Annotated in this window: 16 protein-coding genes, 3 pseudogenes, 1 riboswitch and 1 other annotated feature; of the genes and pseudogenes, 16 read left to right on the top strand and 3 right to left on the bottom strand. The window is 50.3% G+C overall.

Features of this window, described 5'->3' with window-relative positions:
• Window positions 1–535: 535 nt before the first annotated feature.
• The 10 genes from G7K71_RS01810 (at window position 536) to G7K71_RS01765 (ending at window position 11738) form a co-directional block, all read left to right on the top strand.
• Window positions 536–2119, top strand: a complete 1584-nt coding sequence (locus G7K71_RS01810; RefSeq protein WP_395858262.1) for an acyl-CoA synthetase — start codon at window positions 536–538, stop codon at window positions 2117–2119.
• 26 nt (window positions 2120–2145) lie between these two features.
• Window positions 2146–3600, top strand: a complete 1455-nt coding sequence (locus G7K71_RS01805; RefSeq protein ID WP_166343031.1) for a 4-hydroxyphenylacetate 3-hydroxylase family protein — start codon at window positions 2146–2148, stop codon at window positions 3598–3600.
• The gene (locus tag G7K71_RS01800; RefSeq protein ID WP_166343030.1) at window positions 3597–4373 is read left to right on the top strand and encodes an enoyl-CoA hydratase/isomerase family protein; all 777 of its coding nucleotides are present in this window, start codon (window positions 3597–3599) and stop codon (window positions 4371–4373) included. Before G7K71_RS01805 ends, G7K71_RS01800 begins: the two co-directional genes overlap by 4 nt.
• A 17-nt stretch (window positions 4374–4390) precedes the next feature.
• Entirely contained in the window at window positions 4391–5137 is a 747-nt protein-coding gene (locus tag G7K71_RS01795; protein WP_166343028.1) for a 3-oxoacyl-ACP reductase family protein, read from the top strand.
• A gap of 16 nt (window positions 5138–5153) precedes the next feature.
• Window positions 5154–6323, top strand: coding sequence for a CaiB/BaiF CoA-transferase family protein (locus G7K71_RS01790; protein WP_207712582.1), 1170 nt, complete (start codon window positions 5154–5156; stop codon window positions 6321–6323).
• A 64-nt stretch (window positions 6324–6387) separates the two neighbouring features.
• Window positions 6388–7722 (top strand): MFS transporter, encoded by a 1335-nt coding sequence (locus G7K71_RS01785; RefSeq protein WP_166343025.1) that lies wholly within the window; start codon window positions 6388–6390, stop codon window positions 7720–7722.
• A 126-nt stretch (window positions 7723–7848) separates the two neighbouring features.
• Complete coding sequence (locus tag G7K71_RS01780; RefSeq protein ID WP_166343024.1) at window positions 7849–9291, top strand: 4-hydroxyphenylacetate 3-hydroxylase family protein; 1443 nt, start codon at window positions 7849–7851, stop codon at window positions 9289–9291.
• A gap of 29 nt (window positions 9292–9320) precedes the next feature.
• Entirely contained in the window at window positions 9321–10487 is a 1167-nt protein-coding gene (locus G7K71_RS01775) for a thiolase domain-containing protein (protein WP_166343022.1), read from the top strand.
• A 26-nt stretch (window positions 10488–10513) separates the two neighbouring features.
• Window positions 10514–10915 (top strand): Zn-ribbon domain-containing OB-fold protein, encoded by a 402-nt coding sequence (locus G7K71_RS01770; RefSeq protein ID WP_166343021.1) that lies wholly within the window; start codon window positions 10514–10516, stop codon window positions 10913–10915.
• A 55-nt stretch (window positions 10916–10970) separates the two neighbouring features.
• Window positions 10971–11738 carry a 3-hydroxyacyl-CoA dehydrogenase gene (locus G7K71_RS01765; protein WP_166343019.1) on the top strand — a complete coding sequence of 256 codons (768 nt, stop codon included), beginning with the start codon at window positions 10971–10973 and terminating at the stop codon, window positions 11736–11738.
• A gap of 584 nt (window positions 11739–12322) precedes the next feature.
• Here the strand turns inward: G7K71_RS01765 and G7K71_RS01760 are convergent.
• A complete protein-coding gene (locus G7K71_RS01760) occupies window positions 12323–12967 on the bottom strand; it encodes a helix-turn-helix domain-containing protein (RefSeq protein WP_313884861.1) in 645 nt (214 codons plus the stop codon).
• 87 nt (window positions 12968–13054) lie between these two features.
• On the opposite strand from G7K71_RS01760, the pseudogene G7K71_RS01755 reads away from it, so the two are divergent.
• A pseudogene (locus tag G7K71_RS01755) lies at window positions 13055–13834 on the top strand (UPF0236 family transposase-like protein); the annotation flags it as partial.
• A gap of 97 nt (window positions 13835–13931) precedes the next feature.
• Here the strand turns inward: G7K71_RS01755 and G7K71_RS20140 are convergent.
• Window positions 13932–14057 (bottom strand): annotated as a pseudogene (locus G7K71_RS20140) (helix-turn-helix domain-containing protein); the annotation flags it as partial.
• Between the two features lie 174 nt (window positions 14058–14231).
• Window positions 14232–14473: a binding site (T-box leader), on the top strand.
• A gap of 64 nt (window positions 14474–14537) precedes the next feature.
• Here G7K71_RS20140 and ileS point away from each other — a divergent pair.
• The 5 genes and pseudogenes from ileS (at window position 14538) to G7K71_RS01725 (ending at window position 20958) form a co-directional block, all read left to right on the top strand.
• The gene (gene ileS / locus G7K71_RS01745; protein WP_166343018.1) at window positions 14538–17333 is read left to right on the top strand and encodes an isoleucine--tRNA ligase; all 2796 of its coding nucleotides are present in this window, start codon (window positions 14538–14540) and stop codon (window positions 17331–17333) included.
• A gap of 636 nt (window positions 17334–17969) precedes the next feature.
• Window positions 17970–18071 (top strand): annotated as a pseudogene (locus G7K71_RS01740) (hypothetical protein); the annotation flags it as partial.
• A 60-nt stretch (window positions 18072–18131) separates the two neighbouring features.
• The gene (locus tag G7K71_RS01735) at window positions 18132–18929 is read left to right on the top strand and encodes a sporulation protein (RefSeq protein WP_013822290.1); all 798 of its coding nucleotides are present in this window, start codon (window positions 18132–18134) and stop codon (window positions 18927–18929) included.
• Between the two features lie 72 nt (window positions 18930–19001).
• Window positions 19002–19178: riboswitch (cyclic di-AMP (ydaO/yuaA leader) on the top strand.
• A gap of 140 nt (window positions 19179–19318) precedes the next feature.
• Window positions 19319–20581 carry a glutamate 2,3-aminomutase gene (eam, locus tag G7K71_RS01730; RefSeq protein ID WP_166343016.1) on the top strand — a complete coding sequence of 421 codons (1263 nt, stop codon included), beginning with the start codon at window positions 19319–19321 and terminating at the stop codon, window positions 20579–20581.
• Between the two features lie 152 nt (window positions 20582–20733).
• A complete protein-coding gene (locus G7K71_RS01725; protein ID WP_166343014.1) occupies window positions 20734–20958 on the top strand; it encodes a helix-turn-helix domain-containing protein in 225 nt (74 codons plus the stop codon).
• 88 nt (window positions 20959–21046) lie between these two features.
• Here the strand turns inward: G7K71_RS01725 and G7K71_RS01720 are convergent, their stop codons facing one another.
• Window positions 21047–21370, bottom strand: coding sequence for an alpha/beta-type small acid-soluble spore protein (locus G7K71_RS01720; protein ID WP_013822293.1), 324 nt, complete (start codon window positions 21368–21370; stop codon window positions 21047–21049).
• Between the last annotated feature and the right edge of the window lie 21 nt (window positions 21371–21391).

Below are 21391 nucleotides of genomic sequence, written 5' to 3'. Positions count from 1 at the left end.
CTCCTGGTGTTCTCTGAAATTAAAATTCTTACTGCGGTTGCTCTCTGGATAAGCGAAACGGCCTGGGCTTTAAATAACAACGGTAGCAGGTGATTTATTAGACTTTACAATGTAATTAGGGAATTGGAAATATTATTACTTTTCAAAAATGGTGCAAGCCTACAATAGGTGGTGTGCCGATCCACCATTGGCAGGCTTATATTTTTTCTCTGCAAAAATGTAGAAAATTATTTTTTAGGCCTTAGCTACGCGGTGCGCAAATGCACCATGTATTTATCGTCATTGAACCCAAAGTCATATGAGATACAAAGATGTTCCTGTTCAAAGCGGTCTGTTGCTGCTTTGGCATGTCGTTTGCTTGTGTTTAAATTAAAAGAAATTTCAACTAACATTTTGGAGGTGAAAAATTATGTATAAGCTGCAAGTACAACAAGAAGCTTATACAGAGAAGGACTACGATACGCTTTATCAGGAGTTTGATTGGAATCGATTTTGTGATAGCCACTTTAACTGGAACTGGAGAGAACATTTTAACATTACTTATGCGGCTGTAGATCGCTACGCCGTTGACCCCAAAAAAGTAGCGCTTTTTCATGTGCGTAAGGATTTTAGCGTTGAAAAAATTACCTTTAGGGAGCTTAAAGAGCTTTCAAATAAGTTTGCGAATGTCTTAACAGGCTTCGGATTACAACGAGGCGATCGAGTAGCCAGGTTGTTGCCGCGAATCCCGGAAACCTACATCAGCTTTTTTGGTACTTGGAAAGCAGGGATGGTTGATGTGCCCCTCTACACGGCTTTTGGCCCCGATGCTATTGAGTACCGGTTGCGGGATAGCGGTGCTAAGGTCTTGATTACTGATGTGGAGAATCGCCGTAAGATTGAGCCAATTAAAGACACTTTTAAAGACAACTTAAAAATTATAGTTGTTGCTAACGAACAAGAACAGGGCTTGCAGCCCGGAGATCTTAGCTTCTGGCACGAAATGAATAATGCAAGCGGCGATTTTGTTGCAGCAGATACCAAGCTCCACGATCCAGCAGTGTTTGTCTATACTTCGGGTACTACTGGTCCGCCTAAGGGCACTGTAATCTTGCAGAAGGGTATTATTTCGGTTATGCCCTATGCAGAGTATTGCCTTAATGTACTTGAAGATGATATGTACTGGGGTTTTGCCGACCCCGGGTGGACTTACGGCCTGTTTTCCGCTGGAAGCGCAGTAATGGCCCTAGGGAGATCGCTTGTAGTCTACGAGCCGCGCTTTGAGCCGGAAGGTTGGTACAAAACGGTGAAAAAATTGGGTGTAACGAATTTCACAGCTGCCCCCACGGCTTTTCGGGCTATAATGGCGGCTGGCGATGATTTGGCGCGGGCTTACGGGCTTAAGTTTCGTTACCTTGCTTCAGCGGGCGAACCTCTTAACCCCGAGGTAGTTTATTGGTTCGAAAAGCACTTCGGGGTACCGGTTCGTGATATGTACGGCATCACCGAGGTATCCATGCTCATATGCAACAGCCCGTATCTTCCTTTACGCATAGGTTCTTGTGGCAAGCCGGTTCCCGGATTTGAAGTTTCTATTAGAGATGAACAGGGGCGTGAATGCGCTGCTCGCGAGATAGGGCTTATCTGTGCAAAGCACAACGGGTTTTTCCTTTCTGATGGCTATTTCGGCAAGGGCGAGAAGTGGCAAAAGGCTTTTATCCAGGGCGAATGGTTTAACACCGGTGATCTGGCATATAAGGATGAGGACGGTTATTTCTACTTTGTTGGCAGGCACGACGATGTAATTTCCAGTGCAGGGTACCGCATCGGGCCTTTCGAGGTGGAAAGCTGCATTATGGAACACCCGGCGGTAGCCGAATGCGCAGTAATCGGTAAGCCTGATGCTTTACGCGGGGAAATAGTAAAAGCGTTTGTTGTCTTGTGCTCAGGTTACCGTGCCTCCGACGAACTTGCCACTGAAATCATTAATTTTGTCCGCACCAAACTATCCAAACACAATTATCCGCGAGAGATAGAGTTCGTAGGAGAACTTCCCAAAACAAGCACCGGCAAAATCCAAAGGCGAATTCTGCGCGATCTTGAGTTAGAAAGAATGAACAAAAAAGATTTGCAAAGGTAGGTCATTGTGGGGAAGGGGGAACTTCCATGGCGCTTAGAACACCAGAAGAATACGTAGAGAGCCTGCGCCGATTGAACCCGGTCGTTTATATAGCTGGGGAAAGGATAGATAATTATGTGGATCATCCTCTGATCAGGCCCGGAATAAATGTGGTGGCACAAACATATGCGGCGGCACTTGATCCCCGCTACGAAGATTTATGTACCGCTGTTTCGCACATAAGCGGCGAAAAAATCAATCGCCTGTTGCACGTTTACCAAAGCAGGGAGGATTGCATCAGGAGCCTGCGTATGTTGCGGGTCCTCAACCAGTTGGTTGGAACTTGCTGCATCCGGTGTGTAACCAAGGAGACCATTAACCCGCTATATGAGTTAACCTACCAAATTGATCTGAAACGCGGCACCAATTACCACGCGCGGTTCAAAAAGTACCTTTCCTACATCCAGAGTGAAGACCTTTTCTGCGCGGCTGGAGTTACGGACGTTAAAGGTGACCGTGCCCGTTCACCGTCGCGGCAGGCGGATCCGGATTTATATGTACGGGTAGTCAAAAAGAATAGTGATGGGATTGTCGTGCGGGGAGCCAAGATGCATATGACCGGCGTACTGGCCAGTCATTATATCAACGTTATGCCGACCACGACGATGCGCGAGGAGGATGCCGATTACGCCGTAGCCTTTGCCGTGCCTGTTAATGCTCCAGGTTTAACTTTTGTGCTTGGGCGTCATTCCATGGATGAGCGCCGGCTGGATGGGTCGGATCTGGGGAACCTGCACTATGACATGCATGAAGCACTGGTTATTTTTGAAGATGTATTCATTCCCTGGGAAAGAGTATTCATGTGCGGGGAATTTGAATTTACAGGGCTCGCCATAGAACTTTTTACGGCAATGCACCGGTTTAGCTACGGCGGTTGCCGCCCTGGGGTAATGGACGTTTTAATTGGAGCGACCCGGCTTATATCGGAAATCAATGGGGTGAGCCGTGCCTCGCATATAAGAGATAAATTGACAGAAATGGTTCACTTGTCCGAAACCATTTGGGCTTGCGGCTTGGCCGCAGCTTTAGAGGGGCATGTTTTGCCCTCGGGCGTTTATTGTCCCAACCGGATGCTTGCTAATGTGGCTAAATTGAACGTGGGACGTTTCCCCTACGAAATTGCCAGGCTGGCTCATGAAGTTACAGGGGGCATAATTGCGACCATGCCTTCAGAAAAGGATTTATTAAATCACGAGATTGGACCTAAAGTGGAAAAGTACCTGCGTGGTGTAGAACACGTTCCCACATGGGTCAGGATGAGGCTGGTACGACTAATCGAGAACATAACGTTAGGGGTAACGTTGCCTGCCGACCTTTTTGGCGGCGGCGGACCGCAAACCCAGAAAATTGTAATAGAAGCGGAAACAAACTGGGAGCACAAGAAGCGCATGGCCTGTGAGGTGGCAGGCATAACAAAACTAAACGGAAGTGGTACCCCGTGAGTTACGAAACTATAAAGCTTGAGTGCAACAGGGGCGTAGCAATAATTACATTAAACCGGCCTGAAAAATTAAACTCCCTAAATTACACATTGAGCCGTGAATTGCGGGATTGCATGGAAAGCCTGGAAAAGGACAATCAATTGCGGGTAGTTGTGATTACCGGCGCCGGGCGTGCCTTCTCCGCCGGCGCAGATATTGAACAACTCCGGAGCTTTGCAACACCAGATGAGATTGTCACGTTTTGTCGGAGTATTGCCCGGTTGGTGAGTTACATCGAGGATTTCCCCCGCCCGGTAATTGCAGCTGTAAACGGGCCAGCTCTTGGCGGCGGTTGTGAAATATGCCTGGCCTGCGACTTTCGCGTAGCGGCTGAAGCGGCTACCTTCGGCCTTCCCGAGATTAAATTGGGTTTGACTCCCGGGGCGGGGGGGACACAGCGCCTAGTGCGTTTTGTCGGGCCCGCTCGGGCTAAAGAATTGCTCCTAACCGGGCGCACTATTAGCGCTGCCGAAGCGATGTCGTGGGGGCTAATAGACAAGGTCGTGGCAAATGTTCTGGACGAGGCTTTTAGATTAGCTCAAAGCTTGATGAATTTATCGCCGGTGGCTTTGCGGGCGGCTAAACAAGCCGTCAACCATGGGTTGAAGTTTGGACTGGCGGCAGGACTTAGCGGTGAAGAGCTTTGTTTTGCGCGCGCGGCAGGGAGCGAGGATGCCATCGAGGGAGTGAAAGCATTTTTGGAAAAACGGCTGCCGCAGTTTCGAGGTTGCTAGCAGGAGGTGGCAAATAAATGCGGTTGAAAGACAAGGTAGCATTGGTAACGGGAGCTTCACGGGGCATCGGTCGGGCAGTGGCTGAAGTCCTGGCTGTGGAAGGAGCGACCGTGGTGGTTAATTACGCAAGCAACAAAACGGCCGCCAACGAGGTGGTCGCGGCGGTTAACGCCAAGGGGGCGAGAGGAATAGCATTGCAAGCCGATATAGCCGATTATGATGCCGTATACCGCATGGTTGATGAAGTTCTCGAAAAATTCGGCGCCATTGATGTGCTGGTCAATAACGCGGGGATTTGGAAGGGGGGCCGGCTCCATAAAGTTAATAAGTCTGACTGGGATATAGTTTTAGATACCAACCTGAAAGGTGTCTTTAACTGTACCCAAGCGGTTCTGCGTTCTATGATACCCAGGAAGCAGGGGAAGATTATCAATATTGCCTCGGTTATTGGCATTGCTGGTTTTCCCGGAGATACCATCTACGGAGCTTCAAAGGCAGGCATAATTGGCTTTACCAAGTCGCTAGCTAAAGAGTTGGCAAGGTACGGTATTACAGTAAATGCTGTCGCGCCGGGAATCATTATCACCGACATGAATCGCGCGCTGGACGAGAAGGTGCGGGAGCGCTTGGCCCAAAGTATTCCTCTCGGGCGTTTGGGCAAACCTGAAGAAGTGGCGGAAGTTGTATGTTTTTTGGCGTGCGGTGCGTCGTATGTCACCGGCCAAGTTTTGGTTGTTGACGGCGGATATACCATGGCAAACTGATAAGGAGGTGAACTCTTTGTACCCATTGCTCGAAGGAATGAAAGTAATAGATCTTACACGCCTTTTGCCGGGGGGGTATGCCACTTTACTTCTTGCGGATCTAGGAGCTGAAGTGGTTAAAGTGGAAGATTTGGGTGCAGGAGATTATATTCGGGTGATGGGCCCGCAGGTAGGTAAGGACAGCGCATGGTTTCATGCGCTCAATCGAAATAAGAAGTCCGTACGTTTAAACTTAAAGGATGAACAGGGAAAGAAAATTTTCTGTCGCATGGTGGAGCAGTTCGATGTATTAATTGAAGGTTTTCGCCCCGGGGTAATGGAGCGCCTGGGGCTGGGTTATTCGGTTTTAGCGGAGGTTAATCCGCGGTTGGTGTACTGCTCGCTTTCTGGTTACGGTCAGGACGGCCCGTATAGCCAGCGCCCGGGACATGATATCAATTACATTAGCATAGCCGGTGCCCTGGGCCTGACCGGTTACCGGAACGGTCATCCCGTTCCGCCGGCGGTTCAGGTTGCTGATATAGGCGGCGGCTTGATGGCGGTTGCGGGTATCCTGGCGGCGTATGTACAAAGCTTGCGCACGGGTCGAGGAGCATACGTAGATGTGGCTATGACTGATACCGTGGTTTCATGGCTCACCCTTTACATTACCGAATACTTAGCCACGGGTTGCGAGCCGCGGCGCGGTTTAGCCGATTTAAATGGCGGCCAAGTTTGCTACGGCGTTTACCGGACCAGTGACGGGTATTATATCAGCGTGGGAAACCTGGAGTCAAAGTTTTGGGAAAACTTTTGCACGGTTGCCGGGCGGCAGGATTTAATGCCTTTGCAGCATGCCACAAATGAAGAAGCCTTTAGAGTCGTGGAAGAGTTCTTTCAAAGCAAAACGCGGGATGAAATCATGGAACTATTTCAAGAAGTCGATACGTGCATAGAACCGGTACTGGACATCAAGGAGGTAGTGGCCCATCCACAAATTAGGTTTCGCAATATGATTGTGGAAACCTCTGATGAAGATGGAAGAAAGGTTGCTACAGTCGGTAATCCGTTAAAGTTCCGGGGTGTTGTTAAAAATCCGGATAAAAGAGCGCCACGGCTTGGTGAACATACCCGGGAGATCCTGCAAAGGATTGGTTTTAATGAAAATGAGGTAAAACAGTTAATTAACAAAGAAATTGTTGGGTGAATTTAAATATTCCAAATCTAACCAAAATAGTGAATATTCTTTTAATAAAGGAGGGCGTTCGATTATGAAGCAAGGCAGCCAGATAAGGTGGGTCGTGCTTGCTGTTATATGGATCACTTTCATAATAAACTACCTGGACCGGGTAAGCGTGTTGACTTTTCTACCGCTTATAAGGCAGGATTTGAATTTAACCCACAGTCAAATTGGGCAGGCTGCTTCGGCCTTCTTTTTGGCATACGCCTTGACGCAAGTTTTTTTAGGCTGGGCTGCTGACCGTTTTCGGCCTAAGGTGCTTATGAACCTGGCTATTGGTCTTTTTTCCATAGTCACCTTCTTTACCGGGTTAATGAGGAGCTTTGCCCAGTTCATGGTTATAAGGGTTCTGTTGGGTATCGGTGAGGGTTTACATACCCCGCCTATCTTCCGCACTATCGCGAACTGGTTTCCTAAAAGCGAAAAAGGTCGTGCGACTGCAATTTTTGCTACCACGTGGGGTATTGGCCCGGCGTTCATACCTCTCTTGGTTACATGGCTGGCAACAATGTTTGAAAGCTGGCGCCCAGTTTTTATGATTCTGTTCTTACCGGGCTTAATAGGCATTTTACTGGTTACTTACTTGATAGACGATACGCCCGATGCCGCTAAGCAACGGAAACGTATTACAGAGGAGGAGTACAGGTATATAAAGAATGGTTTGGTAGAAGTAGGGGTGGAGCAACGCCTTAATTTCAGGGAGCAGGTACGCGTTGTGCTGGGAGATATAAGTTTTTGGGCGTACTGTGTATCTCTCTTTTGCCTGTTAGGTGTTTTTTGGGGCAGCACGGCATGGTTGTCATCCTTCCTTTACGAACAACACAAGTTCAAGATTATAACCATGGGGGCCTTGGCTTCCCTGCCGTACGTAGCTGCAGCGACCGCAATGGTTGCCGGTGGATGGTGCCTGGACCGCATTTTTAAGGGACGTGTTAAGCCACTTTTGATCTTATCCTTCATCTCGAGCATACCTGTTCTCTACTTTATAGCCCGTATACCAACCGGTCATGTTGGGTTATTGGTATTATGTCTCATTCTACTCGGATTCTGCGTTAACCTTTCGTTTGGGGTTGTTTACGGGTACCCTCAAATTAGGTACCCAAAGGAAACGTTGGGTTTCGCATCCGGTTTTTCCAACGGCAGCGGCCAATTTGGTTCCTTCGTAGCACCCCTTGTGGCGGGCTATCTAGTGGTTAAGACGGCAACAGGAGTAGACTACAGCAACGTTTTCACATTTTTCGCCCTATTGGCCCTGGGGGGTGCCGTATGTGCACTGCTAATGAGCGAGAAACCTTATCATTATGAGGCAAAGCTAAGCACGTACAGGCAAGTTAGTCCGGTTGAAGATGCTAAAAGTTCACTCTAAAAGTTCTTGGTAGTTATATATCTTGCCGGGCAGCCGCTGAGGGAAGGGTCTCACCGTTTTCCTCTTGCATGAACCCTCAACGGCTGCCCGGCGGCGGAAATATAAATAATCAGTTTGGAAAGGAAGATGCTGGTGAAGACGGCGGAACAATACAAAGACAATATTCGTGCTTTAAAGCGCACAGTTTTTTATTACGGGGAAGTAATCAACAATGTCGTAGACTTTCCCTTAACCTCCCCCCATGTTAACGCTGCAGCTGAATGTTATGCCATTGCCCATGACCCCGTTTTTGAGGATTTAGCGGTGGCACGCTCCGACCTATGCGATTGCACGGTAAACCGTTTTACGTACATCCACAAAAGTCCCGAAGACTTGGTAAAAAAAGTTAAGCTTCTCCGTGCTTTGGGTCAAAAAACAGGTACATGTTTCCAGCGTTGCGCCGGGTGGGATGCATTGCACTCGTTATATATTCTAACCTACGAGATTGACCAGCGCCACGGCACAAATTATCATGAACGATATTTGCGGTTTCTCCGCCATGTTCAAGAAAACGATCTCATGGTTGCCGCCGGCATGACCGACCCAAAGGGTGACCGCAGCCGTTCTCCGAGCCAGCAAGCAGACCCTGATCTTTACCTCCGTGTTATCCATGTTAAGAAGGACGGCATTGTTATACGGGGGGCGAAGGCACACCAGACGGGTGCCGTCAATGCCCACGAGGTGGTAGTGCTTCCCACTACCGCTCTTCGCGAAGAGGATCGGGACTACGCAGTAGCATTTGCAATTCCTGTTGATACAAAAGGCCTCACTTTTATATTTGGTCGCCAGACCAATGATAGCCGGAAACTTGAATCCGGCCGTATTGATGTAGGCAACCATCATTATGGCATGGTCGGCGGCGAAGCTCTAATAATTTTCGACGATGTTTTTGTGCCTTCAGAAAGGGTGTTTATGCTTGGCGAATGGGACATGGCGGGGCGGGGTGTAGAAATCTTTGCATGTACTCACCGACAAAATTATGGTGGTTGTAAGGTTGGCGTAATGGATTGCCTTATTGGTGCCACATCTCTTATTGTTAAATACCATGGACTCCAGCGGGTCTCACATATACGGGATAAGCTTGCCGAAATGGTACATCTAAACGAAACGCTCTTTGGTTGTGCCCTGGCCTCTGGACTTCAGGCGGTAAAAACGGCTTCAGGGGCTTATATGGCAAACCCTCTGCTTGCTAACACGGTCAAGCTTAATGTCACCAGGAACATTTACGAGATAGCCAGGCTAGCACACGATATTGCCGGCGGTATACTTGCTACACTTCCTTCAGAAGTTGATTTTCGGCATCCGATAATAGGGCCATTAATCCAGAAATATTTACAGACCGTGGCGGGGATGCCGGTTGAAAATAGGGTGCGACTGTTACGTCTCATTGAATCCCTAACGGGGACGGCGTCTTTAGTTGAGGCCATGCACGGTGCTGGATCCCCTCAGGCTATGAAGGTTCTGATGCTTAGGCAGGCAAATCTGGACCAAAAAGAGAAGTTAGCTGTCAAGCTGTGCGATTTAACATGAAAAGCTTCAGGGGAGGGAGAAAAGGGATCATGCGCAGGGTAGCGGTACTGGGCGTTGGTATGACCAAGTTTGGTGTATCGACTAAAAGCCAGGTGGAAATGTTTGCTGAAGCAGCTTTGGAAGCTATTAACACGTCAAATCTCAAGCCCCGCGATATCCAAGCAGTATATGTTGGCAACGTCCTGGGAGATTTTGAAGAGGGCCAGATGAACATTGCCCCTTTTTGCTCGGCTGAACTAGGTTTACCGCCGGAAGTACCGGCCACAAGGGTAGAGGGTGCCTGCGCTTCGGGCAGTGTAGCTATTAAGGAGGCCTTTATGGGGGTAGCCGCAGGTTTTTACGATATTGTCCTGGCCGGCGGCACAGAAAAGGCCACCGCTATGGGTACCCCCCTGGCTACTCGGACCTTTGCTATGGCCACTGATAGCCGTTATGAAGAATTTACGGGCATAACCTTTCCCGGAGTTTTTGCCCTATTATCCCACTTGTACGCCCGGGAGTACGGTATTCCCTTAGCTGAGCTTAAGGAACAAATGGCCATGGTGGCAGTTAAAAATCACCGGCACGGGGCACGGAACCCCTTGGCCCAGTTTCAGAAAGAAATTACGGTTGAAACCGTCTTTAACAGCATCATGATTGCCGATCCCCTTCAGCTCTACGATTGCTGCCCCTTTTCCGATGGGGCGGCGGCAGTTGTGTTAGCTGCTGAAGGAATTGCCGCAAAATTGGTACCCAAGCCAGTTTACATTTTAGGTATTGGTCAGGCTTCCGCCGGTTCCTTGTTCCGCCAAAGGGGATTGCCGCGGTTAGTGGCGCGAGAAGCAGCGGCTAAGAAAGCATACAGCATGGCCGGGCTATCTCCAGAAGATGTCCATGTCTGTGAATTGCACGACTGCTTTACTATCGCTGAAATCATAGCAAGCGAAGGTCTCGGCCTTTGTGAGTTCGGGCGTGGAGGCGAGGCGGCAATGAAAGGGGAAACAACCTATGGCGGGCGCGTTGTCATCAATCCTTCAGGAGGACTCAAGGCCAAGGGCCACCCCATTGGGGCAACCGGAGCGGCACAAGTATATGAAATTGTCAAACAGCTTCGCGGAGAGGCCGGCACACGCCAAGTGGATGGGGCTAGAGTCGGCCTGACGGATACATTGGGGGGTGACGCCAGTACGGTGGTTGTGACCCTTTACGGCATATAGTATTGGTTTTTAAGGAGGAAAAGGATATGGGTTATCCATTAACCTACCGGGAGTTTTATGAAAGTTTGAAAAAGGGGTTGCTTTTGGCCTTAAAATGCAAAAGCTGCGGCTTGCTTACTACGCCGCCTAAAATATGCTGTGCCGAATGCGGCAGTACGGAATTAGAGGTGGTGCAACTGAGCGGGATGGGCAAAATAAAGACCTTTACCATAATCAGGGTAGCTCCCGAGGGGTTTGAGCCGCCATACATTGTAGCCATGGTGGAACTGGACGAGGGCCCTTGGGTTATGGGAAACTTGATAGGCCTTGATCCCGATAGCATAACTACGGATATTTTAGACAGGAAGGTTAAAATTGGATGCCGCGTTATTCCTCCTGGGAACTATACCTCAGGTGAAGGGGTGGCCATTACTTTTTCACTGATTTAGACGGTAGAGAGTAGTTTATTAAAGTTTAAATTTAATGATTAGGTGGAGGAATAAGATGGAAATAAGAGGTTCTGTTTCGATAGTTACAGGTGGCGCTTCCGGGTTAGGCGAAGAGACGGTTCGAAATTTTGTGGCCAGAGGGGGGAAAGTAGCTATAATTGATCTGGCTGAAGAACGCGGCAATAAAATTGCTGCAGAACTAGGCAATCAAGTAGTATTTGTAAAAACCGACGTGCTGGATGAAATAAGCGTACGCAGCGCAATTGAGGCAACGATAAAACAATTTGGCGGCCTTCATATTGTTGTTAATTGTGCAGGCATTGCTGTTGCACAAAAGGTATTGGGGAAAAAAGGTCCCATGCCCCTAGAGAATTTTAATAAGGTAATTCAAGTAAATCTAGTGGGAACTTTTAATGTCATTCGCCTCGCTGCTGAAAAGATGATACAAAATGTGCCTAACCAGGACGGGGAGCGGGGAGTCATTATTAATACCGCCTCGGTGGCTGCCTTTGAAGGTCAGATTGGCCAGGCGGCTTATAGCGCCTCCAAGGGGGGAATAGTAAGCATGATTCTTCCAATAGCCCGGGAGTTTGCTCCGTACGGGATTCGCGTTATGGGTATCGCCCCGGGGATCTTTGATACTCCGATGTTTGAAAGTATTCCCGATGATGTTCGTAAATCCTTGGAGAAAATGGTTCCTTTCCCGTCCCGCCTTGGAAGGCCAGCCGAATTTGCCATGCTTGTACAGGCTATTGTGCAAAATCCCATGTTGAACGGTACTACCATTCGTCTTGATGGTGCCCTTCGAATGCAACCAAACTGACAAAGAGCATTTCAAGAACCGGAGCGATCTCGACTTTTTATTGGATAACCAGCGCGATGCGGAAATGGGGAGCGGAATGCGCACCAGCAAGTAGGCAGTGACCACAACAAGAAAGCCAATTACTTCTTAATCGATTACAAAACCCGGCACTTTCTCTGCCCGGGTAATTTTTTGCGATTATCAATATAAAAGTGATCCACCGGATAATGTCAAACTCCATCCACCGGTTTAATCCGTAAGGAAAATTTCTCCCGAAAGAGGCTATACGGCCATGTAAAATTTAAGTAGGTACCAGAAGGAGAACGATCCCCCAAAAAAAGAAATGAGACCTCGCCCTCAAAAAACACCGAAAGTCAAACTAAAGGAGTGTGAGGTCTCATGTTAAATATCGCCAAATAGTGGGTGCAGTCCTTCTTTTCGTCACCGGCCTAGTTAAAAAAAAAGAGTTAAGTTGTCAAGGGGTTGACATAATGAAAATGATTATTACTCCCCTTTATAACATGGTCATGGTCAGTCTGTCGAAGTTAACCTGATATGAGCACTACCGCCAGGAAAATCTTGAACGGCTCTTTGATGCTTATAACTTACGCAGCATCTTTCGGTGCCGGTAGGCAGAGCTGATCCGGGTATGGTACGAAGAATGCTTGTGCCGGTGTCCGGCCCCTGGTGCGACGACCCTGGTGTGGACGTTCCCAGTTGTAATAATGCTGGACATACACTTTCCCGATACCAGCCAGGCGACCGATAAGCTTCCCGTCCCGGCTCAACAGGTAACCTGGTACGGGGGCATGAACGTGCCGGTGTTGGCTGGCCTCCTTATCCAACTCCCATGCCGTTTTCTCTTGTGGAGGCTGCAAAGAGTCAACCCACTTAAAACGTTTTTGCCTGGTATTGAGACCGTTCCGTTTGAGTACTCCATATACGGCAGTTTCACCGACAATAATGCCGCCGTTTTCCGGCTTTCTCAGTTCAGCGCTGATTCTTTTCGGGCCGTAAGCAGGGTGTTCCTGGACAAAAGCCAGAATGGCTTCCTCAATGTCTGGTGGGGTCTGATTCGGTCTGATGCCCGGTACACGTTCTTTATCATAAAGGCCGGTCTCACCCTGTTCCTCATACCTTTCCAAAAACTTGTAGAGGGTGGTATGAGACATGTGACATATTCTTGCTATTTCCCTGCGTGTGTAAACTTTTCCCTGATCAAGTTGGCCGTGTAAAATTTCAGTAGGCACCAGAAGGGGATCAGCCCCCTGAAAAAGAAATGAGACCTCACGCGCCCAAAAAACACCAAAAATCAAGCTAAAGGAGTGTGAGGTCTCATGCTAAATATTCGCCAAATAGTGGGTGCAGTCCTTCTTTTCGTTAAGGGTCTGATTGAATTACTTGGTAGTTACAAGGACTTCTATGAACTTGAAAAAGGTATCCATGAGCTTTGTCAGAAAGTCTGCAACCAAATATTCACCTGGGCACTGGAACAGCTCGATACCCGCCTGATGAATGAACGTGACCGGAGCACCTGGAGGGTGGTTGGGTTTCGGGAAAAAACAGCCATCAGCACCTTTGGGGAATTTCCCTACAAAAGGCGCCTGTACAAAAACAAGAAAACCGGGGAAACCAGCTTCTTTTTAGATGAGCTGTTGGGCTGGCCGGAGCGGGCCACGATTACCCCTCGCCTAAAAGAACTGGCTGTCAAACTAAGCACTGAGCTTCCCTTTGACCGAGCGGCTGAGATTTTGAGCTACCTTGCTCCCGGGGTAAGTTCCATGACCATCTGGCAGGCCACCCAGGAAGTAGGCGAAGTTCTCCAACGCGAAGGCCAAGAAAAAAGAGCAGCAGTTTTTGAAGACGGCGAAGCTCCCGGAGGGAAAGAAGTGGCGCCGGAGCTGTGTATTGAAGCCGACGGGGTAATAATCCGCCTGCAAAGGGCAAAGCAGAAACGAGGAGAAATCAAACACATAGTAGCTTACGAGGGGAAGGAGCAAATAGACCGGGATCGCTTCGCCCTAAAAAACAAGCTTGTATTAAGCAGCTTAAATGAAGGTGAGGCAGCCTGGGAAGAAGGTTATGCCGAGATCGGGGGGAAATGGGATTTAAGCCAACATCCCTGTAAATGGTTTGGGCGAGTTGGATGACCTGCTGGCGGGTCTCCTCGGGAACAGCGTGAACCTGCTTGCGGCCCCGGTTCCCATGGACGAGGGCAGCAGGCCCCTGCGACTGGAATTTGGCCTTTAGCCTGTATACCTGACGTTCACTTAAGCCTAATACCAGGGCAGCTTCAAAGGTTGAGATCTGACCTTCCAAAACCCGCTGCAAAACCAGCATCCGCTTCAGTTCCGTCTGTGACAGGGTAACCATCTCCTTCATACTGACATTTTCACTGACGGATTTTACCCTGACAATATCACAGACGGATCACACGGATACAACCAGGCATGTTGACCTTACCCCTATTTTTTGTGTATAATACTTGTTGTTTATGTTGCAAAAGCTTATGTTGCAAAGCCTGTGAGCGGGACGAGTAGCCAGGTCCCTCCTGTTGCAGAGAGCCCGGGGAAGCTGGAAACCGGGTACAGGAAGCCATGGCGAAAATCACCCGGGAGGCGCCGGCTGAACGGCGGGATTATCCCCGTTTAGTAGGCCCGGACGGCTGGCCACCGTTACCGGCAAAACGAGGGGACAGGTTAGTGAACGTTAACCTGTCTATAAGGGTGGTACCGCGGGAAGATCCCGTCCCTTGGGGCGGGATTTTTTCTATTCTTTGTACACTTGGAGCAATTCCACGTGAAACCGAGGTGGTTGCTGATGGATTACAGTCAAACCTTGAACCTGCCTAAAACCGATTTTCCCATGCGGGCCAATCTGCCCCAACGGGAACCGGAGATTTTAAAATTCTGGGATGAAATTAATATTTACCGCCTCGTACAGCAAAAAAATGCCGGCCGGCCCAAGTTTATTCTGCATGACGGGCCGCCCTACGCCAACGGGCACATCCACCTGGGGACTGCCCTGAACAAGGTGCTCAAGGATATTGTGGTCAAGTATCATTCCATGGCCGGCTACGATGCCCCCTATGTGCCCGGCTGGGATACCCACGGGTTGCCCATTGAACAGCAGGCCATTAAAAACCTGGGGTTAAACCGGCATGCCGTTCACCCGGTGGAGTTCCGGCGCAAGTGCAGGGAATACGCCTTGAAATTTGTGGACGTCCAGCGGCAGGAGTTTAAGCGCCTGGGCGTGCGGGGAGACTGGGAGCATCCCTATCTCACCCTGATGCCCCATTATGAGGCGGCGCAAATTGGCGTCTTCGGGGAAATGGCCCGCCGGGGTTACATTTACAAGGGCTTAAAACCCGTTTACTGGTGTGCCACCTGTGAAACGGCCCTGGCTGAGGCGGAAGTGGAATATCAGGATAAAAAGTCTCCGTCCATCTATGTTCGTTTTCCCGTAAAGGATGGAAAGGGGCGTTTGCCGGCGGGCAGCCAGGTGGTCATCTGGACCACCACCCCCTGGACGTTAATTGCCAACGTGGCCGTTTGCCTGCATCCTGATTTCACCTATGTTCTGGTGGCCTCCGGGGAAGAGGAATATGTGGTGGCCAAAGAGCTGCTGCCTTCTTTTGCCCGGGCTGTGGGACTCAATGATTGGACCGTTAAAGAAGAGTTTGCCGGCAGCGACCTGGAGGGCGTAGTTCTGGGGCATCCCTTTATTGAACGGGATTCCCTGGTCATTTTAGGGGATCACGTTACCCTGGATGCCGGTACCGGTTGCGTGCACACTGCTCCGGGCCACGGCCATGAAGACTACCTGGTGGGGCAGCGCTACGGTTTGCCCATCCTGTCTCCCATTGACGGCCGGGGGCGTTTTACCGGGGAAGCGGGGCAGTTTGCCGGGCAGTTTTATACGGACGCCAACGAGGGTATCATTGCCGAGTTAAGGGCCAGGGGTAAACTGCTCAAAAGCGATACCATAAACCACCAGTACCCCCACTGCTGGCGCTGTAAAAAACCGGTCTTTTTCCGGGCTACGGAACAATGGTTTGCTTCTATTGAGGGCTTTCGCCAGAAAGCTCTGGAGGCCATCCGCCAGGTGCGCTGGATCCCGGCCTGGGGAGAAGAGCGCATTTACAATATGGTGGCCAACCGCGGCGACTGGTGCATTTCCCGGCAGCGGACCTGGGGCGTACCCATACCTATCTTTTACTGCACCGGTTGTGGCAAGGAAATTATTACCGAAGAAACCATATCCAACCTGCAGGAGTTGTTTAAGGAGCACGGGTCGGATATCTGGTTTATGCGGGAAGCAGCGGAACTGCTTCCCCCGGGGTTCAAATGCCCGTCCTGCGGAGCCGGCGAGTTTACCAAGGAAACCGATATCATGGATGTCTGGTTTGACAGCGGCACTTCCCACGTGGGCGTGCTGGAGCAGCCGGACATCTGGCCGGAACTGCGCTGGCCGGCGGATCTCTACCTGGAAGGCAGCGACCAGCACCGGGGCTGGTTTAACAGTTCCCTGTCCACGGCGGTGGCGGTACGGGGTCGGGCTCCGTACCGGGCTGTGCTCACTCACGGTTTCGTGGTTGATGAGCAGGGCCGCAAGATGAGCAAATCCCTGGGTAATGTTATCGATCCCCTGAAGATTGTCGATCAAATGGGTGCCGATATTTTGCGCTTGTGGGTGAGCTCTGCCGACTACCGGGGTGATCTGGCGGTATCGCAGAACATTCTCAAGCAAATGACCGAAGCCTACCGCAAGATCCGCAATACCTGCCGGTTTTTATTGGGGAACCTGTATGACTTCGGACCCGGCGACCAGGTACCCTATGACCGGCTTCCCGAGATGGATCGCTGGGCTCTTTTGCGCCTGCACCGGATGATGGAACGGGTGCTGGCTGCCTACAGGGATTACGAGTACCACGTGGTTTTCCATACCATTCATCACTTTTGTACCATTGATATGAGCGCGCTGTATCTGGATATGATTAAAGACCGGCTCTACACCACCCCCGCCCAATCCCCGGAACGCCGGGCGGCCCAGACTGTGCTCTACCAGGTATTACATGCACTGGTACGTTTGCTTGCCCCCATTTTGGCCTTTACCACGGAGGAAATCTGGCGCTATGCCCCCAAAGAAAAGGAGGCGCCGGTAAGTGTCCAGCTAACCGACATGCCCCAGGTGAACGAGGATTATCTGGATGTGGAACTGGAAGCCAAATGGGAGCGCCTGCTGGGCGTGCGGGGAGAGGTTACCCGGGCCCTGGAGGCGGCCCGGCGGGAAAAATTGATTGGTAACTCCCTGGAAGCTGCAGTGGTTCTGTTTGTCCGGGAGGAAATGTACGATTTTCTGTCCAGGGTCCAGGATCTGCCTACCATTTTCATCGTCTCCGCCGTGGAGCTGAAAAAGTGGACCGGGGACCTGCCGGAAAAGGCGGTGGTTTCTGAAACAATCCCGGGGCTGGCGATAGTGGTAGAAAGGGCGCCGGGAGAAAAATGTGAGCGGTGCTGGATGTACCATCCTGGAGTCGGCCAGGACCAGGAGCATCCCACTCTGTGCCCCCGCTGTGTGAGGGTCCTGAGTAACCGGGGCGGAGCACTGGAGTGAGCGGAGACCAGCGTACCGGCATTAGTTCAAATAAGAAACCCTTCTCCATTGGAGAAGGGTTTCTTTTTCGAGCCGGTAATGACCTGCGCTACAGCCATTACGCATCCCTGCATAGCCCACGGTAACCTTTCGGCTACCGCGGACCATTACGGAACCCGTAAAGACCTTTGCTCGACCAGTACAGATACCTGGGAAGCCTGATGCAATCTCTCGACTGCACCAGACCTCTCTATTTTAGTCGTAGTCGACAAAAATATTCCGGCACCTGTACTGATCTTAGCTCGATCAATGGATATCCCTTACGACCCGGCAGCAGTCCTTCGGACTGCTGCCGAGCCTGCAGGAACCTCCATTGATCTGCCCGCCGGCTGGTATCGAGCCTATGCGACCCGATATCAACCTTTGGCCGACTGCTACAGAGCCATTTGCGACCCTGTAGCAGTCTTGGCTCGGCCATTACCGACCCTGTTGTTCGTATTATTACCCTTTCATCAGGTTATATGCAACTACTTCAATGGTAAATAAAACCAAATTACCATCCACCCGCTCACATTCCGGGTGACGGCTTAACCGAACTTAACCTGCCTTCCAGGCGGTTTTTTTCTTTCAAGATGTTTTGAGAAAAGGCGTAAAGTAGAAAACATCAAGGCTACCGGTGCTCAAGCGGTGGTTACGGGCTGTCCTTCCTGCCGTCTGCAAATTGAGTATGGTCTTCTGTTTGCCAACGGCAGGAATTAGTTGCCCCCACAACGAATAATTAGCAAATGGCCAATTTACTGGGGGGGAGGGTGGGGGTTTTTGAGTTTATGGGATAACTTAAAAAGGAAAGTTTTCCCCGATCTCTCCCTGGATGTGCGCTTGCCGTCCCTGGAGTATGTCCAGGGAGGGACGATACAAGGGGAAGTTCTTTTGAAAGCGGTAAAAACTTCCCGGCGCATCAAGGGGATACAGCTGGAATTATTGGAGGAATGGCATGAGGGAGAGGAAGGGGAGAAGAGACGTCACCGGCAAAGGGAAACCGCGGTCAAAATGGACCTGGCCAGGGAAGTGACCGTAGATCCGGGCAAAGTATTGGAATTGCCTTTCACCTTGCACCTGCCCTTGAACCTGGTCATCAGCAGTGATCGCCACCGTTGTTTTTTGCGTGTACAGGTGGTGATTGCCTTTGCCCCCGATGTCACCCGCATGATCGAACTGACCATAAGGCCTTCCCCGGCCATCACTGCCGTATGGGAATCCTTGTCCTGGCATTTGGGTTTTGCCTCCTGTGGTCTTACCTCTACTTCCCGGCAGCAGGTATTTAAATTTTGTTCCGGTCCCGGTACACCCACCGATTTTCGCCACATTGAACACATTGAAATGATTTTTGTAAACGAAGAGGACGGACTGCGCATTCACATGAAGGCAAAGGTTGACCTGTTAGGCAATCTTGATGCCGATAATTATTTCACCCTTTTCATTCCCTATCAGGAAATGTTCCGATCCGATGGTACGCCGGCTCACCAATGTATTGGTGAAAGAGTTATCCGGCGTTTATGGGACGCTTTGAGGCCGGTGGGCAAAAGCCACTTAACCGGAAAGGAACCCAGTTGCTGATTATACTCAAAAACTATTTACAATTTGTTCTAAAGATGATACAATTTAAGGAAGTTAACAATTAAATATTTTATGTCCTGAACGCTTAATTCTTTACCCAAAGAAGCGGAGGACCCATTTTCCTGGGGTGAATCCCCCTGGAAACGAGGCGCCCTTGATGCGTGGCGTTGTACCAGGTTTCCCGGGGGTAGGGTTATCCTTTCAACCCGAACCCGTCAGCTAACTTCGTAAGCGTGGAAGGGAGGACATGTGCTTGGGCTGGCACACGGCTTTTTTTCTCTGCCTGTGTGTCGTAGCTGGGTATTTGCTTGCTGTCTTCCACCCCAGGAAAGATTCCTGGGGGTTTTTTTTACGTGTTTGGCAAAACATTGCATAAGGAGGGGTTAAAGATGGCAATTTTTCCAATGCCTCCGGCTGGATTTGATCCCGAAGAAAAACGTCGCATCTCCCTGGAACGGGCTCGGGAGCTAAAAGAGCGTATTCGCGATTACCTGCAGGTTAAAGATAAGATATTAACCGGTCTTGATCTGGCAGAACCGCTGGAAGCAGCCCGGAAAAAAATTCTGGCTATTTTCAATGCCGGGAAAGAGCAGTGGGCAGACTGGCACTGGCAAATGGCCCACCGCATCACCAATGTGGACCTGTTGAGCCAGATCGTGGACTTAACACCTGAGGAGCGGCAAAGTATTGCTGAAGTGGGAAAACGTTTCCGGTGGGCCATTTCTCCTTACTACGCCAGCCTGCTGGCCGTTGACCGTCCGGGTGGCCCCATCTGGCTGCAGTCAGTGCCCCAGGAGGCCGAGTTGAACGATAGCGGTGGCAGTGAAGATCCCATGGCCGAGGCTTTTACCAACCCGGCACCGGCCATTACCCGCCGTTACCCCGACCGACTGATTATCAATGTAACCAATCAGTGTGCCATGTATTGCCGCCACTGCCAGCGGCGCCGCAATATCGGGGAAATAGACCGGCACCAGCCCAGGGAAGTCCTCAAGGCAGCACTGGATTACATCCGGTCTAATCCGGAAATCCGGGACGTGCTGATTACCGGCGGCGATGCCCTGCTTTTAAGTGATCGTTGCCTGGACTGGTTATTGAGCGAACTGGACGCCATCCCTCACGTGGAAATAAAGCGCATCGGGACCAGAGCCATTGTGACCATGCCCCAGCGCATTACCCCCGCGCTGTGTGCCGTCCTGGAAAAACACCCGCCCATATACATCAACACCCAGTTCAATCACCCCATGGAGATCACACCGGAAGTAAAGGAGGCCTGTGATCGCCTGGTTAAGGCGGGTGTGGTTCTGGGCAACCAGGCCGTATTGCTGAAAGGGGTTAACAATAATCCCCATGTGATGAAAAAACTGAACCAAACCCTTTTGCGCATCCGCGTCCGTCCTTATTACATCTTCCACGCCAAAGAGGTCAAAGGAACCAGGCATTTTATTACTTCCGTGGATGAGGGAATTGAGATTATGGAAAAACTGAGGGGCTACACCTCCGGGTTGGCCGTACCAACCTATATCATCAACGCCCCGGGTGGCCTGGGGAAAACCCCCGTGTTACCCAAGTATATGGTGTTCCGGGACGACAAGCAGGTGGTCTTTCGCACCTGGGAAAAAAAGATCATTTCTTACCCCAACCGCCACTAGGGAAAAACGTGCCGGCACGGGTTTACCGTGCCGGCTTATAGTTATTGGGTTTCGGCAATTGTTTATGAAACACCGTTGTATTATCGTAAAGTAATAATAAAACTTTACCCATGGGACAATATAAAAGAAAACAGCAGTCTGGAGTGATGGCCATGGAGGAATACATCCGTTCCCGCGTCCCATGGAGTACCGAACCAAGCCTTAAAACAAAGACCGGGGAAGTGGGCATAGATTTTGATGAATTCATCGAAGGGTTGGAAGACGGCAAGAGCGATGCGGAAATGGCCGCTGAATTTGGGGTGACCGAAAAACTTATTTACCATTTGCGCGACCGTTTCGAGCGGTATGGTATTGGTTCCATTATGGGGCAGGATTAGAGCCAGATTTTTGTTTTTTCCGTTCTTCAAACAGATTCCATTGTAGAAAAGAATAGGGAGGTGGTCAGGCCACCTCCCCGGTTACCAACTACTTGAGCAGGTTTTGTTCGGCAAACAGAATCATCTGCCGGACCATATTGCCGCCCAGTTTGCCGCCGATACGTCCACCTACGGCGCCGCAGGCCCGGGAGCTCAAGTCTCCCCAGTAACCGTTTTTAATGTGTGGCGTGAGTCCCAATTCTTGAGCGATTTCGTACTTCATTTGATCTAAAATGCGGTTCCAGTTCTGGGGAGTGGCCACGCGCTCACCAACATGCAACGGATACCCCAGTTCATTGGCTATCTCGTATTTCAGGGCATCCAGGCGGGAGTCAGCTGCCGGTACCAATAATTTGTTTTGACGATTTGGCATGCGGCAACACCTCCTCACCCT

Source organism: Desulfofundulus sp. TPOSR, assembly GCF_011393055.1.
Taxonomy (GTDB): domain Bacteria; phylum Bacillota; class Desulfotomaculia; order Desulfotomaculales; family Desulfovirgulaceae; genus Desulfofundulus; species Desulfofundulus kuznetsovii.
Note: the sequence above shows the minus strand (reverse complement) of the source record. Positions and strands in the feature narration are given on the sequence as shown.